A 15,912-nucleotide genomic window follows, 5' to 3' on the forward strand; every position below is an offset into this window, starting at 1 on the left:
CGGCTCCCCGAGGCGCGTTGCACCAGTTGACGCACCCACCCCAAGCGCTACCCCACCGCCATGGCAAAACCCGACCGCCTCGCCCGCCTCGACGCCCAGCGCGAGGACCTCGAAACCGAATATCGCGAGACGCTTATAGCGGCGCTGGAGAAGACCGCGTCCGGCTCGCTCGGTCTGTTCGACCGCACCCCGGACCGCCGCGTCCGCGCCGCGATCGCTCCCACGATCGACGCGCTCACCGAGATGGGCAGCGACATCGATTCGATGCGCGAGCGCCTGATGCTGGACCCCTTCGATCTCCACCGCGACTTCTTCGCCGCGCGCGGCCCGGTCAGCGCGAGCGCAGTCGGCGAGCAGAAGGAAGCACGGCTGTGGCTGGACCGGCTCAAGGCAGCCCCACAGCCATAATTTCAATCGTTCGTCATCCTGACGAACGTCGGGATCCAGAGCCACGCTGATGGGCGTTCGTGGCTCTGGTCCTGGGTCGAGCCCAGGATGGCGGAGCATAAGGGGCATGCTGCGATCGGAGCTACGCTCCTAGCCCTCGAACCGCCATCCGACATTGGTCCCCGCCAGGAACGGCACTACCGCCGTATCCCCAGCGCCGATCGACGCGGGCACCTCGACGTCGCCGCGCACCAACGTCACCGTCCCCTCGTTCAACGGCAACCCGTAGAACCGCGCGCCGTGCTCGGACGCGAAGCCCTCGAACTTGTCGAGCGCCCCCTCTTCGTCGAACACCCACGCATAAGCCTCCAAGGCGAACGGCGCGTTGAAGATCCCCGCACAGCCGCAGCCCGATTCCTTCGCCCCGACGACATGCGGCGCACTGTCGGTCCCGAGAAAGAACCGCGGCGATCCCGACACCGCCGCGCGCCGCACCGCCAACCGGTGCGTCTCGCGCTTCAGCACCGGCAGGCAATAGGCGTGCGGCCTGAGCCCCCCGTCGAACAGCGCGTTGCGGTTGATCAGCAGATGCTGCGGCGTGATCGTCGCGGCGATCGGATGATCCGCCTCCGCCACGAACGCCGCCGCTTCCGCGGTCGTGATATGCTCCAGCACGATCTTCAGGCCGGGATAGTCGCGCACCAGCGGCGTCAGCACGCGCTCGACGAACACGGCCTCGCGGTCGAAGATGTCGATCGACTTGTCGGTCACCTCGCCGTGGATCAACAGCGGAATGCCGATCCGCTGCAACGTCTCCAGCACGCCGGTCAGCGCGCGGATATCGGTGACGCCGTGCGCCGAATTCGTCGTCGCATGCGCGGGGTACAGCTTGCATGCGGTGAACACGCCCTCGGCATGGCCGCGCTCGATCTCCGCCGGATCGGTGCCGTCGGTGAGATAGCACGTCATCAACGGCGTGAAGTCGGCTCGGTCTCCGAGTGCAGCCATGATCCGACCGCGATACGCCTCGGCTGCCTCGATCGAGGTCACCGGCGGCGTCAGGTTCGGCATGATGATCGCGCGCGCGAACTGTCGCGCGGTATGCCCCGCCACCGCCTCCAGCATCGCGCCATCGCGCAGGTGGACGTGCCAGTCGTCGGGGCGGCGGATCGTGAGGCGCTCGGTCATGCGGCCTTCCTATCGGTGCCGGCCGCCGGATGCCAGACGTCGCCTGCTTGGAAATCGCGCTGGGCACACTAGGTGGTGATCATGGAAACTCCTGGAACGATGCTCGCCGACCGCAGCGTGATCCGCGTCGCGGGTGAAGACGTGCGGGGCTTCCTGCAAGGGCTGGTCACCGCCGACACCGCGCTGCTGACCCCCGCCAACCCGGCCTGGGCCGCATTGCTCTCACCGCAGGGCAAGGCGCTGTTCGATTTCATCCTGTGGGCGGACGGCGACGACGTGCTGATCGACGTCGAAGCCGCGCAGGCCGGGGCACTGACCAAGCGCCTGTCGCTTTACCGCCTGCGCCGCGCGATCACGCTCCAGCCCGACGCGCTGAAGGTCCACTGGTCGCCCGATGGTGCGCAAGGCGTCCCCGACCCTCGCCTCGCAGAACTCGGTCATCGCTGGCTCGCTCCCGAAGCCACGCCCGCGACGGGGTGGCACGCGCACCGCCTGTCGCTGGGCGTTCCCGAAGGCGTCGCGGACTTGGGCGCGGGTGAAACACTCTGGCTCGAATGCAACGCACGCGAATTGAACGGCGTCAGCTTTACCAAGGGGTGTTACGTCGGCCAGGAAAATACTGCGCGGATGCACCACCGCTCGAAGGTCAATCGCCGCCTCGTCGTCGCGCCCTTCACCGAGCCCAGCAACCGTACTCGCACGACCTACCCCGATCTTGGCCTGATGATCGAACATCGCCGCGTCGAAGCACTTGGCGACGCCTTGATCCCGGGATGGCTCGCCGCCGCTCTGGCTGACGAAGCGACGGCTTAGTACCCGGTTGCCGCCGCCCCTCCCCGTCTGCGGGAAGATTTGCTAGGGGCGGTACATGCCTGCAACCCCAGCCTGGCCGCCGCAGTCCACGCCGCGCCTTTTCGTCGATACGCCGCTCGTGGCTGGACCGCTCCACGTTGATGGCCCAGCGGCGCATTATCTCGTCGGTGTGATGCGGATGAAGATCGGTGAACCGGTGAAGCTGTTCGACGATCGGACCGGCGAATGGCTCGGCGTCGCGTCGAGCGTCGGCAAGCGCGACTTGGTCCTGGACGTCACCGAAATGCTCCGACCGCGCGAGGATGTGCCCGATCTTTGGCTGTGCGCCGCGCCGCTCAAGAAGGGCCGCGTCGACTGGATGGCCGAGAAGGCGTGCGAGCTCGGCGTCGCGCGGCTGCAGCCCGTCATCACGCGGCGGACGATCGTCGACAAGCCCAACACCGAGCGTCTGCGCACGCAGATGATCGAGGCGGCCGAGCAATGCGGACGCACCGCGCTGCCCGAGGTGACCGAGCCGGTGAAGCTGGCGGCGTTGCTGCGCGACTGGCCTGAAGATCGCGTGCTGTTCTTTGCGGACGAGACTGGCGGCGTGCCTGCGCTGGAGGCGATGCGATCGCGGCCCGGTCCGGCGGCGATCCTGATCGGGCCCGAAGGCGGCTTCGACGCGGACGAGCGCGAGGCAATCCGCAATCATCCCCAGGCCATCGGTATCGGCCTCGGTCCACGCATCCTGCGCGCGGAAACCGCGGCGGGTGCTGCAGTCGCCTTGTGGATGGCGGCGGCCGGCGATTGGGGGCCCGGTCGCGGCGGTGTGTGAGATCGGTACCGATTGGTCCGAATCCCCTCTAGCACCCTCGTTCATCGACGCGTAAGGCGCGGCGATGACGACGATTCCCGCTCCGAAAAAGACCAGCCCGACGATCGAGTCGCGCGACCAGTTGATCGCCAGCTTTGCGCGCGGCGAGAAGCCGAAGGACGCGTGGCGGATCGGCACTGAGCACGAGAAGTTCGTCTATGCGAACGGCGATCACCACGCGCCGTCGTATGACGAGCCCAGTGGCATCCGCGCGCTGCTCGGCGAACTGGAGCAATATGGCTGGAAGCCGGTCATGGAGGGCGGAAACGCCATCGCCATGTCGGGCCCCGACGGCAGCATCAGCCTGGAGCCCGCCGGACAGTTCGAACTCTCCGGCGCACCGCTCGACAGCCTGCACGAGACCTGCGCCGAGACCGGGCGTCACCTGGAGCAGGTGAAGGCCGCGGGCGAAAAGCTCGGCATCGGTTTCCTCGGGCTCGGCATGTGGCCGGACAAGACGCGGGCCGAACTGCCGACGATGCCCAAGGGGCGCTATGCGATCATGCTGCGGCACATGCCGCGCGTCGGCAGCATGGGCCTCGACATGATGCTGCGGACCTGCACGATCCAGGTGAACCTCGATTACGCGTCCGAAGCGGACATGGTGAAGAAATTCCGCGTCGGGCTGGCACTCCAGCCGCTGGCGACCGCGCTGTTCGCCAACTCGCCGTTCACCGAGGGCAAGCCGAACGGCATGCTGTCGTATCGCAGCCATATCTGGTCCGACACCGATCCGCACCGCACCGGCATGCTGCCGTTCGTGTTCGAGGATGGCTTCGGCTACGAGCGCTACGCCGAGTACGCGCTCGATGTGCCGATGTACTTCGTCTACCGCGAGGGCAAGTATATCGATGCCGCTGGCCTCTCGTTCCGCGACTTCCTGAAGGGCGAACTCAGCGTCCTGCCGGGCGAGAAGCCGACGCTGGACGACTGGACCGATCATCTGTCGACCGCCTTCCCCGAGGTGCGACTGAAGACGTTCCTCGAAATGCGCGGCGCGGACGGCGGACCGTGGAACCGGATCTGCGCGCTGCCGGCCTTGTGGGTCGGATTGCTGTACGATCAGGGTGCGCTCGATGCTGCGTGGGATCTGGTCAAGGACTGGACGATCGACGAGCGCCAGTCGTTGCGCGATGCGGTGCCGAAGCTGGCACTCGACGCGCCGATCCCCGGCGGCGGCAAGCTGCGCGACATCGCCGGCCAGGTGCTCGACATCGCCGGTGCCGGTCTCTCTGCACGCGCGCGCTTCAACCGGGCGGGCGACAACGAGACCGGCTTCCTCGATCCGCTGCGGGAGATCGTGCGGAGCGGCAAGGTGCCCGCCGAAGTGCTGCTGGAGCGGTACAACGGCGTCTGGGGTGGCGACGTCTCGAAGGTCTATGACGAGGCCAGCTTCTAACTGCGCAACCTCGCGAACAGCCCCGGGACGAACCCGTTGCGCGTCATCCAGTCGAAATACGCGCGGTAGTCCGGGTCGAGCTTCAGATGCCGCTCCTCGGTTTTGGCGCGCCAGTAGTAGACACCGCTCACAGCCGCCATCAGCAGCGTCGCGCGCACCGCGTCGACGACGCTGCCAACCGTCAGAATCGGAATGGTGGAGATCCACCAGAACAGGTTCTTCGACAGATACGCCGGGTGGCGCGACACCGCATAGGGCCCGTGCGTCAGGATCCCGCGGTTGGTCAGGTTCGAGAAACGGAAGCCGAAGGCCATCGTCGCCCACGCGTAGATCGCGGTCAGCGCCACCAGGACCGTGCCGATCACGCCAAGCAGCACCGGATGCCACTGGAACCAATATGCCCAGTCCGACGTGCCCGGATGATAGTCGAGCGGCCCGCCGGTATTCATCAGGATGAACGGAGGGTAGCACATCAGCGCCGGCATCCACGCCGCCGCATACGGATTGGCACTGCGGATGTGCGAATCGAGCGGGCGGAAGGTCAGCACATAGCCGATCGTCGCGAACGCCACGTCGATCAGGAACATCAGCATCACCAGCCAGTTCGACAGCGTCACCGGATCATGCAGCACCGCGCGCATGTCGCCGCGGACGAACTCGCCGAACCCCGGCGGGACGATCGCGAGCATGAAGGCGAGGAAGAACGTCTTCACGCCCCATGCGCGCAAATGACCATAGATCGCCTCGCGGTCGACACCCGCCTGACCCGTCATCCACGCGCCAAGGTGCCAGGCGCCGTCGCGCGGCTCGACGAGGTACCGGTCGATCCAGAGGACATAGGGGATCGAGACGACGAACACGATCGGCGCGGCGTTGGTGAAGCACCACATCGCAAATGCGAAATTGCCCTGCCAATAGAATCGCCCGGCACCGTAGATCACCGCGATCCCCGCCCAGGTCGCCCATAAACCGGCAAGCTTGGTCAGGCTGGTGTCGAGCGTCTCGCGCCAGGGCCTGCCCACAGACCAGTCGATCCCGGTGCTCGGGTTCCGATGGACCTTGTCGACCAGCAGCGACCACGCGACCATCGGCAGCCCGCACGCGGCTACGTTGATGAGCGCCGAATACGGCCCGTCCATCCCGTACCAGCGCGCGATGCCGAGCCACGCCAACACGCCGACCAGTCCCGAAAGCCCCGCACCATGGCTGACCGCAGACCGCGGACGGGGATCGGTCTCGGGGTCGACCTCGGCCCGATCGGAAAGCGCGGCATCCTGAAGCATGGAATGCTCAGTAGCGCGGATTGGTAAGCAAGCCATGAAGCATGATGCGCCGACCGAACCGGTCCGCCCGGGATCAGCCCGCCGCCTTGCGCAGCACGCGCGACAATTGCTCGACCGAATACGGCTTGTGCAGCAGATCGAAGCCGTGCGTTCCGTTCTGCGCGAGCACGTTGCTATACCCCGACGTCAGCACCACCGGCAGTCCGGGGTATCGCGTCCGGATCGTCTCGGCGAGTTCGATGCCGTTCATCCCCGGCATCACCACGTCCGAAAACACGATGTCGAACCGTGACGCATCCTTGTCCAGTTCGGCCAGGGCCTCCTGCGCATCGGCGGCCCAGACCGTCAAATAGCCAAGTTCCGCAAGCGACTGCGTGGTGAACGTCCCGACTTCACGGTTGTCCTCGACCACCAGGACACAGGTGCCGTGACCGTCGGCCAGATCCTCGACCGCGTCGTCCGCTTCGGGCAACGCCCCCTGATCGACCGCCGGCAGGTACAGGGTGAAGGTCGTGCCGACGCCGACTTGGCTCTCGACCGTGATATCGCCCTCGGACTGTTTGGCGAACCCGAACACCTGGCTGAGCCCGAGCCCGGTCCCCTGCCCCACGTCCTTGGTCGTGAAGAACGGTTCGAAGATGCGTTCGAGCTTGTCGGGTTCGATGCCGGAGCCGGTGTCGGTCATCGATATCGCGACGAAATCGCCGTGCACCAAGGGATGCGATCGGACCGCGGGAATGAACGAGGCCCGGCGTACGGCGACGTCGATCCGGCCCGCCCCGTCCATCGCATCGCGCGCGTTGACCGCCATGTTCACCAGCGCGGTATCGAGCTGGCTGGGATCGACATTGGTGAAACACGCGGCGTCCGGCACGTCGATGCCGATCACGATGCGCGATCCGGTCAGCGTGCCCAGCATGTCCGAAATCACGCGCAGACTCTGACCGACATCGATGATCTCGGGCTTGAGCGCCTGCCGACGCGCGAAGGCGAGCAGCTGCCCGGTCAGCTTTGCTGCGCGATCAGCCGTATCGGAAATCGCCTCGATATAGCGCGCGCGCCGGTCGTCGCTGAGGTCCGGCCGCTTGAGCAGGTCGGTCGCCGACCGGATGACGGTCAGCAGGTTGTTGAAATCATGCGCGACGCCGCCGGTGAGCTGGCCGACCGCCTCCATCTTCTGCGACTGGCGCAGCGCGTCCTCCGCGTTCTGAAGCTCGCCGGTCCGCGCGGTCACCTGCTGTTCGAGCGATGCGGCGAGCGCGGCCAACTCCTGTTCCGCGCGCCGCCGCTCGGTGGCGATCCGGGTCCGCTCGGCAACCTCGCGGATGAATGCGAGTTCGTCGTCGCGCCAATGACGCTGCGCTTCGTGATTGATGTACAGCAGGGCAACGAGAGCGCCGTTCTCGGTCAACGCCATGTTGATGACGGCGCGGGCGCTGATCGCCTCGAGCGCGGCGGCGTTCGCCATCGTACGAGGGTCGACCCGCGCATCGTCGAACACCACGTCGCGGCCCTGGGCGAGGTCTTCGATGTACGAACCGTAATCGCGGAAGTTGAGCACGCCCGCGAGTGACGTGATTCCGGGCGCATTCCAGTCTCGCGCGATCGTGATGGTTTCGGCCTGCGTATCGACTTGGCCATAGCCGACGCGGCTGACGCCCAACGTATTGCCGATGATCCGCGCCGCCGCGAACGAGATATCGTCCGGCTCGTCGGTATCGCGGAACACGTCGGACAGCTCGACGAGCGCGGCGCGCATCATGTCGCTACGCCGCTGATCGGTGATGTCGGTCGAGACGCCGGCGATCCGCAGCGCCTCATGGTCCGCATTGTAGAAGGGCTGCCCCCGCGAGCCGATCCATCGCATCTCGCCGTTTGGCCGGATTATCCGGTATTCGACGCCATAATCGGTTCCCTCCGCAACACAGCGGGCCACCTCGGCAATGCTCTTGCCCCGATCGTCGGGATGGATCGCTGCGAGCCGATCGTCATAGGTGAAGGGTTCGTGCGCGGGTCGGCCGAAGATTTCCTTGCAGGTTTCGGATGCGGTCAGCCGCTTGCTGGCGATTTCCAGGCTCCACGTACCGAACCGTGCGGCCTTCAGCGTAAAGGCGAGCTCGCGCTCATGCTCCTCCTGCATCCGCAGCCGGTCGGTGAGTTCGGCCATCAGCGATGCGTTGCTGACCTCCAGGCCGTGCAGTTTCTGCCGCTCGATCGTCACGTCGACCTGGCTGGCAAAGAAATACGCCAGCACGCCCTCGGTATCGTAGACTGGCGCCATCAGCAGGCGGTTCCAGAACGGTTCGCCGTCCTTGCGGTGGTTGCGGATATCGATCTCGAGCGGCTCGACCCGTCGCACCGCCTCGCGAATGCGTTCGATCGTCGCCGCGTCGGTCTCCGGTCCCTGCAGGAAGCGGCAGTTACGCCCGAGTATCTCTTCACGCGTATAGCCGCTCAGACGACAGAACGCGTTGTTGGCGAACACCACCGGGTTGTCGGCCAGGCGCGGGTTGGTGATGATCATCGGCATGCGCGTGGCCCGCACGGCGGCGACGAACGGGTCGGTGCCGACATCCTGGCCGACCAGCTCCGAGGCGATCCGCTCGGCATCGGCGGTAATCTTCGGTGCGGCGGGGGGAACGCGGTCGGTGATGTCAGTCAAGGCCGGCTTCCGTGGATTGGCGCTAAGTCGCCGACATCTAGGTCGCGATCTCGCTCACCGCAACGTGGCGCCGTGTTTCGGGAATCGCATTCTCACTGGTAATGCGTGGTGTTCTCGAAGCCCTCGTTCGTCTTCGCCATCTTCAGCAACTTCTTTGCATAGGACCGAACGTGCCGGTCGAACCGCGTGTCGTTGTACACGCCGCGCCAAATATATTCGTCGCGCTCGAGCAACAGCAGCAGCGCGGCGGAGAACGACGCCTGGAGATCGACCGTGTTCCTGACCTTCAGGAGCGAGCAGACCATTTCCTCGGCGCTCGCCTTGTCGCAATCGTCCTGCAGCTCTCGCCCGCCGCGCTCCGCCACGACCTGATCGTTTCGCGCGGCGACCACCCGGCTTTCGAGCCACGTGCGGACGACCGCGCCGTTCCATTCCTTCGTCGGCTTGATTGCCACGCCTCGACTCCGTTCGCGCTCGGTCGGCAAAACGCCTCCTCGCATTCGCTCGCGGCTTCAAGGACGCAGGATCGATCGTCAATCGCCAATCGATCCTGCGTGGGCAGTCTCAGCGTGGGAAGTCTCAGCGTGCGACGTACGAGGTCGTCGTGATCCGGTACACCGTCTGCGCGACGCCGCCCGGAAGCGAGATCGGCCCGTCTTCCTTCTTGCTGGCCACCAGGAGATAGCGTCCCGGCTTGGCGACACCCGTCCTGCCCGTCTCGATGATCCCGGCGGCATCGGTGGTCAGGTCGGTCTTCGAACGATCGGGCGCGTACAGCGCGACGGGGACGCCCGCCACCGGCTTGCCGTCGCGCGTCAGCACGAAGCGCGATCCGTTCGCGGTGACCGGGGCCAGTTCGAACGGCAGCTTGGCCTGCGCCTCGGCACGGCCCGCGCGTGCGTAATAGACCACGCCCTCCTTCTTCCCGTCCTGCCCCCAGGGGGCGAAGACCGAATCGTCCCAGGCGCGCACGTCGCCCGCCGGCAGTTTCGCCTCAAGGAAGCCTACGCGCCGCGTCAGGACGGCGTCGGGCTGCGCGAGTATCCGCGGCGCTTTCAGCTTGGCGAATTCGGGATCGCCACCGGCCGGCATGGGTTCGCCCGGCTCGCCCAGATAGACGCGCGCAGGGCCGGTGCCATCGCGCTCGATCCAGATCTCGTGCGCGTGAGCGGTCGCGGGGATGCAGAGGATGAGCGCTGCGAACAGGAAACGCATGAACTAAGGTCCTTTAGACGGAGGATCGCGACGGCTGCGCGTCGCGGGGCGGAATGAAGTTGAGCGCGAGGAAGGCGATCCCGGCACCGGCCATGATCGCGCCTGCCCACAGGATGGGCCCGAAGATCCAGCCGCGGGCGAGGATCGCGGGCACGACGCTCGCGACCAGCGCGAGCCAGCCGCCGGTCCGCAGAATCCTGCGCCGCGCTTTCTGCGGACAGCACCCGAACCGGCGACGATGATGCGCGTCGGTCGCGAGGCCGAGCAGCACGAACGCGGCGGTGGCGACCAGGAGCGACAGGATGCTCATTCGGCGGGCTCCAGAACCTTGGAGGCGATGACGGCCGGGACCTTGCGAACGCGCTTTGCAGCCGGGCGATGGCGCGCGACGCGACGGGCAAGCAGGAGGAAGGCGACCCCGAACACCGCGATCGTCGCGTCGATGCCCGCGATCATCGCGTCACCGATCGCCAGCGACGCGAACAACCCGCGATCGGTGGCGACGACGTCGTACACCGGCAACGCGACGAGCAGCACGCCGGTCGCCGCGAACAGCAACGGCCAGACGCGCGCCGGCCTGACGACGAACGCCACCACCGCGGCCACCGCCCAGGCGATGAACAGCACATGCATCTCCCAATCAGCGCGCGCGCGCAGCGTTACCGGCAGGAGCCGGTTGGCCCAGAAGAAGCACGCGATCCCCAGCGGAAAGCCGCCGATCACCGCGACGTTCAGCCGCTCGACCAGGCGAAACCCGAAATGCGGTCGGGTCGGGTCGGGCAGGCGCTCGCGACGCTTGACGGTCCAGAGCACGAGGCCGCTCGCGACCATCAGCGTGCCGGCGATCCCGCACAGGAAATACAGCCAGCGCCCGCCGTCGCCCGCGAAGCGTCCGGCATGCAGACCGATCATCGCACCCGCAGTTTCCGCAGCGGCTCCCGGTGCCGGCGAACGCCAGACGAGCCGTCCCGACACGCCGTCATAGGTCAGCCGCGGCGTCCGCGAACTTAGCATTGAACTGGCGCTCTGGCTGACCGATACGCGCGCGGCGGCGTCGCCGGGATCGCTGACCTCGATGAAGCTGGCAGGCGCGCCGAGCCGGCGTTCCGCATCGACGGCGATCCGCCGCAGGTCGATCAGGGGCGCCGGGCGGCCGGTCCTCTCGACTACCGTAGCGGTGGGGAACAGTGCGGCGAACACCGCGCGCTCGTCGATATAATTGGCGACGACCGCCCACGGCATCAGCATCGCCATCAGCGTGACCAGCCCAGTATAGGTGATCATCAGGTGGAACGGCAGCGCCAGAACCGCGGTCGCATTATGGCCGTCGAGCCAGGATCGCTGCCCCTTGGCGCGGCGCAACGTGAAGAAATCCTTGAAGATCTTCTTGTGCGTGACGATCCCGCTCATGATCGCGACCAGCATCATCATGGTCGCGAACCCGACCAGCCACCGCGCCCAGATCACCGGCATGTAATGGAGGTCGAAATGGAACCGGTAGAAGAACTCCCCGCCCCGCGTCTCCCGCGCCTGCCCGACCTGTCCGTCGGCGCCGATCAGCGCCTGGGTATCGCCGCGTCCTCGTCCGCCACGCCGGCCCCGCCCGCGCTCTTCGCCGGGCTTGGGCTGCGGCACCCAGAACAGTTGCGCGCCGGGCGTCCGTTCGGTCGCCACCGGGATGAACCAGCTCTTGGCATCGGGCGCCTTCCTGGCGAGGAACGCCTGCGACCCCGCCAGCACGCGCATCGGTTGCTCGACCCGCGCAATCTCGGGTCGCATCCAGCGGTTGAGCCCCTCGCGCCAGAACGCGATCGTGCCTGCGACGAACACGAGGAACAGGATCCAGCCGAGCAGCAGCCCGGACCAGGTGTGCAGGAACGCCTGCGACTGTCGAAACCCCTTGCTCATAACCGCCCCGTCGCATCGATCGACACCCACGCGATCGCCGCCGCGACGCCCGCAGCCGCGGCGAGCGTCCAGATCGCCCGCCAGCCACTACGCGCCGCGAACGCCCACATCGCCGCGATCGCGCACAAGGCGAGCGCGATCAGCGCGGCGGTGACGCTCGCCTCGGCACGATCACCGGGCAGCAGCCGCGCGATCGCCATCGCCCACAGGCTCGCGGTCGCATAACCGAGCGGCACCGCCGCGACGACGCGCAGCGCGATGTCGCCACGACGCGCCCAGCGCGCGCGGGCATGCGCGTCGCCCGCCGTCATTCGAAGCTGTACCGAAGCGTCGCGAACGCAGTGCGCGGGCTGCCATAGTAATTGCCGCGACCGGTGGCGGCGATCCGTGCGTAATAGCTCTTGTCGAGGACGTTGGCGACGTTGACCGACACGCCTACGCGCTCGCTGAACTTGTAGCCTGCGCGCAGGTCGAGCACCGCATAGCTCGGCTGGCGGACGATGGTGGACCGGGTGCGCAGCGTGCCGTCGGGGTTGAACACCGCCGCATTACCGCCGAAGGTCGAGCTGAACCACGTCACGCTGCCGCCAAGGCTCGCGCCTGCCAACGGCCCGTCGACCGGCGCATAGTTGGTGAACGCCTTGATCATGTGCTTCGGCACGATCGGCACCAGCGACAATCCTTCGAACGCGGCGTTCTGGTCCTCCAGATACTTGGTCTTGGTGTAGGTGTAGCCGCCGTTGATCCGCCAGCCCGGCAGGATCTCACCGGTCGCCTCGGCCTCGATCCCGCGCGAGCGGACCTTGCCCGTCTGCAGCACGACGGTCGCGACGTCGGGATCGTTGAACAGCCGGTTGGTCTGGGTGATCTGGTACGCTGCCGCCGACAGCAGCAGGCGGTCGTTCATCAGCGAAAGCTTGGTGCCCGCCTCATATTGCGCGCCGATCAGCGGCTCGATCTGCTGCCCGTCGGGACGTGCCCGCCCGACCGGCGCCGCCTGCGGCGTGAAGCTGTCGGCATAGCTCGCATAGAGATTGAGCTGCGACGTCACGTCCCAGAGGATACCGGCATAGGGCGTGAAGCGGTTGTCGATCCCATAGCGCGTCGACGGCGGCAGAACGCCGCTCGGCGTCAGGAGCGTGGTCGTCGTGGTATCCCACCATGTCACGCGACCGCCACCGATCAGCGTCAGGCCGGCGACCGGGCTCAGCCGCATTTGCCCGTAGATGCCGTATTGCTCGACGTCGGTCGAAGAACCGCCATAGCTTTGCAGCACGCAGTTGACGGGCGCAGGCGTGATGGCCGTGCTGGAGTTGGGGCATGTCGCGCCGCTGCCCTGCACCGGATAATAGGGCGACGCGCCGTACGGGTTCAGCGGCGGCTCGAACGGCGATACCGGATTATACACGTCGATCCGCGCATAGTTGGACAGGCGCGTGTTGTACGACGTACCCGAACTCGCCTGATAATCGGTGCCGAGGATCAGCGTCTGGTCGCGCCCGAACAGCGGGAAGCTGCCGATGCCGTTGAAGTCGAACGAGCGCGTCTGCTGCTTGCTGTCGCCGCGATAGGCGATGTGGCTGGTCGAGCCATTGGTCGCGGTGACCGGCTGGTTGCCGATATAGCTGTAGATATCGACGCGGTCGACGTCGGTGAACAGTCCCGTCGCGCGCAACGTCCAGCGATCGCTGATCTTGTGCTGGAGTTCGGCGAACCCGGTCCAGGTCTCGGCGTTGAACCGGTTCCAGTCGGCACCGAGATAGGTCGATCGCTTCACGTCGAGCAACTGCCCGTCGCTGCCGTCCGCGCCGCCGATGATGCCGGGTAGCCCCGACTGCACCGCCGGGCGGAAACGATCGTAATAGCCGCCGACCGTCAGCGTGGTGCGCGTCCCGATCTCCAGCGAACCGGCCGCGAATCCGCCAATCCGGTTGCGGTGCGCGGTGGCGAAGAACTGATCCTGGTCCTGCGCCATCGCGCCGACGCGGATGCCTGCCTTCGATCCGATCGGCGTCGAGACGTCTAGCTCGAACCGGGCATTGTCATAGCTGCCGACACCAGCGTTCGCCTGCATCTTGAACGCTTCGAGTGGTCGCTTGCGCACCATGTTGATGCTGCCGGCCGGATTGCCCGATCCGCTGAACAGTCCCGCCGGGCCACGAAGGACCTCCAGTCGGTCGTAGAAGAACAGGTCCGGCACGGCGGACGGGAAATTGAACGCGAACGTCGGTACGCCGTCGATCAGGTAATTGGTGATCGCGAACCCGCGCGAGAAGAACGACGGATCCTCGCTGCCGACGCCGTTGACGGTGATACCGTTGGTCGCGGTCAGCGCGTCCTCCAGCGTGAACAGATTCTGTGCCTCGATCTGCTCGCGGTCGATTACGGTGATGGTGTTCGGCGTGTCCTTCAGCGGCGTCACGGTCTTGCCGACCTCGCGACCATAGCTCTTGCCGATGACCATGATCTCTTCGGCCTTCTGCGCGTCGTCCGATCCGGTGGCTTCGACGGTTTTCGGCTCTTCCGCCGGCGCTGGCAAAGGTGCCCCGACCAGTGCTGCACTCGCCAGCAATATACTCGAAAAACTCATACTGAACCCCCGTTGACGGGAGGCCTCTAGGAGAATCGCTGTTGCGAGTCACTATCAATCTAACGCTTTTGTCATGTTTCAGCTGTACTCTCGTCATGACCGATACCCGCACGAACCGGGTCGCTCTCGCCGAACGCGGCAATTTTGTTCGGCCTCAACCGGACAAAAATCCCGCCAACGCGTTGAGCACGTTCGATCGAACAACCAAGGAGCTTCCCATGCCGACCAATTTGAAAGCCAAGTTCGAGACCCGCCGCGAAGCCGAGATGACCGTCGAGCGTCTCGTCCAGGAGCAGGGCATCGAGCGGGCCGACATCTTCATCACCACCGACGGCGATCGCAACAGCGTCGGCAACGAAGAAGCGGGTGCCGACACCGAGGGCCAGGACCCTACGCCCGAATCGCGTGACGACGCGGCGCTGGAGGGAAAGATCGTCGTGTCGGTAGATATTCAGGACGAAGCGCGCGCAGCGGAAGTCAAAGCCGCGTTCGCCGAGTTCGACGCCAGCGATGTCGCCGAAGACTGACGCGTTCCGCTCATCACGGCAAAGCTATCATCTTGCCGTGATCAGACGCTTGCGAGAGTGCCGATGGCAGGGCGACCCAGCAGATACCCCTGGCAAAGACGGATGCCGAGGTCACGCAGCGTGGCCAGTTCGGCGTCCGTCTCGATGCCCTCGGCGAGCGGCTGGATATCGAGCGCCGTCGTCAGTCCGACGATAGCCGATACGATCGTGCGTTTGGTGGCGGACAGGTCGATGTCGCGAATCAGCGCCATGTCGATCTTGAGCACGTCGGGGCGAAGTTCGGCCAGCAACCCCAGCCCCGCATAGCCTGCGCCGAAATCGTCGATCGCGGTCGTGAACCCCTGCGCGCGATAGGCTTCGATGATCCGTCGGACGTGATCGACGTCCTGCATCTTTTCGTTCTCGGTGAACTCGAACATCAGGTTGCGCGGGTCGAACCCCGAGCGTGAGGCTGCGTCGAGCGTGGCGCGAATACAGGCATTCGGCTCATAGACGGCATTGGGCATGAAGTTGATCGACAGCTTGATGTCGGTATCCGCCGGATAGAGCTGCCCCGCCAGTTCGACTGCCTTGACGCGACAAGCCTGGTCGAAACCGTAGATCAGTTCGGGCGCGACCTGCGCGAGGATCGTGCCGGCGCCCTCGCCCGCGGCTCCCCGGACCAGCGCCTCGTACGCCCAGATCCTTCCAGTTTGGATATCGACGATCGGCTGGAACGCCATCGTGAAATCGAACGGCAATTCGCGACCGTCGCGGCACCCTGCACACCCGCGCGATCTAGTTCCGCCACTGCCTCGCGGAAATGCATCGAAGTCCATGAAGCTCATATCTCGCTTGCCGTAGTGCGATCCCGGAAATGCCCGGATTGATGACGAAGGCCTTACCGTACGTTGGTTAAGATTTGTCGCACCGACATACCTTATCGCAGCAAAGAACTGCGCTATCGCAGTGCCTTCGGGCTACCGGCCTGCCGCTCCCGATGGCGCGTGTTCAGGGCGGAATATCATTTCCCGACGCCGGGGCCATTTCTTGGATTGTGCGTTGAGCGCTCACGCAACGTGGTGAACGAGCGAGCCAACATGCT

Annotated in this window: 15 protein-coding genes; 5 read left to right on the forward strand and 10 right to left on the reverse strand. The window is 66.0% G+C overall.

The window, feature by feature from the left end; genetic code table 11:
• The first annotated feature begins 60 nt into the window (after window positions 1-60).
• The gene (locus tag AC1MLZ_RS09580; RefSeq protein ID WP_480958238.1) at window positions 61-408 is read left to right on the forward strand and encodes a hypothetical protein; all 348 of its coding nucleotides are present in this window, start codon (window positions 61-63) and stop codon (window positions 406-408) included.
• A 129-nt stretch (window positions 409-537) separates the two neighbouring features.
• On the opposite strand, the gene pyrC is transcribed toward AC1MLZ_RS09580, so the two are convergent.
• Entirely contained in the window at window positions 538-1,575 is a 1,038-nt protein-coding gene (pyrC, locus tag AC1MLZ_RS09585; RefSeq protein WP_480958239.1) for a dihydroorotase, read from the reverse strand.
• Window positions 1,576-1,656: 81 nt separating this feature from the next.
• On the opposite strand from pyrC, the gene ygfZ reads away from it, so the two are divergent.
• The 3 genes from ygfZ (at window position 1,657) to AC1MLZ_RS09600 (ending at window position 4,643) form a co-directional block, all read left to right on the forward strand.
• Window positions 1,657-2,388 carry a CAF17-like 4Fe-4S cluster assembly/insertion protein YgfZ gene (gene ygfZ / locus AC1MLZ_RS09590; protein WP_480958240.1) on the forward strand — a complete coding sequence of 244 codons (732 nt, stop codon included), beginning with the start codon at window positions 1,657-1,659 and terminating at the stop codon, window positions 2,386-2,388.
• A 55-nt stretch (window positions 2,389-2,443) separates the two neighbouring features.
• Window positions 2,444-3,205: a 16S rRNA (uracil(1498)-N(3))-methyltransferase gene (locus AC1MLZ_RS09595; protein WP_480958241.1), complete on the forward strand. Its 762-nt coding sequence runs from the start codon at window positions 2,444-2,446 to the stop codon at window positions 3,203-3,205.
• 64 nt (window positions 3,206-3,269) lie between these two features.
• Window positions 3,270-4,643 carry a glutamate--cysteine ligase gene (locus AC1MLZ_RS09600; RefSeq protein WP_480958242.1) on the forward strand — a complete coding sequence of 458 codons (1,374 nt, stop codon included), beginning with the start codon at window positions 3,270-3,272 and terminating at the stop codon, window positions 4,641-4,643.
• Here AC1MLZ_RS09600 and AC1MLZ_RS09605 read toward each other — a convergent pair.
• The 8 genes from AC1MLZ_RS09605 to AC1MLZ_RS09640 all read right to left on the reverse strand — a co-directional run bounded on the left by AC1MLZ_RS09605 (window position 4,640) and on the right by AC1MLZ_RS09640 (window position 14,301).
• Window positions 4,640-5,926, reverse strand: a complete 1,287-nt coding sequence (locus AC1MLZ_RS09605) for a methyltransferase family protein (RefSeq protein ID WP_480958243.1) — start codon at window positions 5,924-5,926, stop codon at window positions 4,640-4,642. The two genes, AC1MLZ_RS09600 and AC1MLZ_RS09605, sit on opposite strands and share 4 nt — an antisense overlap.
• 73 nt (window positions 5,927-5,999) lie before the next feature.
• Window positions 6,000-8,588, reverse strand: a complete 2,589-nt coding sequence (locus tag AC1MLZ_RS09610) for a PAS domain-containing protein (protein ID WP_480958244.1) — start codon at window positions 8,586-8,588, stop codon at window positions 6,000-6,002.
• 92 nt (window positions 8,589-8,680) lie between these two features.
• Window positions 8,681-9,043: a hypothetical protein gene (locus AC1MLZ_RS09615; protein ID WP_480958245.1), complete on the reverse strand. Its 363-nt coding sequence runs from the start codon at window positions 9,041-9,043 to the stop codon at window positions 8,681-8,683.
• A gap of 124 nt (window positions 9,044-9,167) precedes the next feature.
• Window positions 9,168-9,779, reverse strand: coding sequence for a DUF4198 domain-containing protein (locus AC1MLZ_RS09620; protein ID WP_480961519.1), 612 nt, complete (start codon window positions 9,777-9,779; stop codon window positions 9,168-9,170).
• Window positions 9,780-9,816: 37 nt separating this feature from the next.
• Complete coding sequence (locus AC1MLZ_RS09625) at window positions 9,817-10,113, reverse strand: DUF3325 domain-containing protein (protein ID WP_480958246.1); 297 nt, start codon at window positions 10,111-10,113, stop codon at window positions 9,817-9,819.
• On the reverse strand, window positions 10,110-11,711 hold the full coding sequence (locus tag AC1MLZ_RS09630; protein ID WP_480958247.1) for a PepSY-associated TM helix domain-containing protein: 1,602 nt from the start codon (window positions 11,709-11,711) through the stop codon (window positions 10,110-10,112). Before AC1MLZ_RS09630 ends, AC1MLZ_RS09625 begins: the two co-directional genes overlap by 4 nt.
• Entirely contained in the window at window positions 11,708-12,022 is a 315-nt protein-coding gene (locus AC1MLZ_RS09635; protein WP_480958248.1) for a hypothetical protein, read from the reverse strand. The genes AC1MLZ_RS09630 and AC1MLZ_RS09635 overlap by 4 nt, the downstream gene beginning before the upstream one ends.
• Window positions 12,019-14,301 (reverse strand): TonB-dependent siderophore receptor, encoded by a 2,283-nt coding sequence (locus AC1MLZ_RS09640; protein ID WP_480958249.1) that lies wholly within the window; start codon window positions 14,299-14,301, stop codon window positions 12,019-12,021. Before AC1MLZ_RS09640 ends, AC1MLZ_RS09635 begins: the two co-directional genes overlap by 4 nt.
• A 218-nt stretch (window positions 14,302-14,519) precedes the next feature.
• Here AC1MLZ_RS09640 and AC1MLZ_RS09645 point away from each other — a divergent pair, with 218 nt between their 5' ends.
• Window positions 14,520-14,828, forward strand: coding sequence for a hypothetical protein (locus AC1MLZ_RS09645; protein ID WP_480958250.1), 309 nt, complete (start codon window positions 14,520-14,522; stop codon window positions 14,826-14,828).
• A 41-nt stretch (window positions 14,829-14,869) separates the two neighbouring features.
• On the opposite strand, the gene AC1MLZ_RS09650 is transcribed toward AC1MLZ_RS09645, so the two are convergent.
• Complete coding sequence (locus AC1MLZ_RS09650; RefSeq protein WP_480958251.1) at window positions 14,870-15,646, reverse strand: EAL domain-containing protein; 777 nt, start codon at window positions 15,644-15,646, stop codon at window positions 14,870-14,872.
• Between the last annotated feature and the right edge of the window lie 266 nt (window positions 15,647-15,912).

This window comes from Sphingomonas sp. PEI4 (assembly GCF_056679955.1).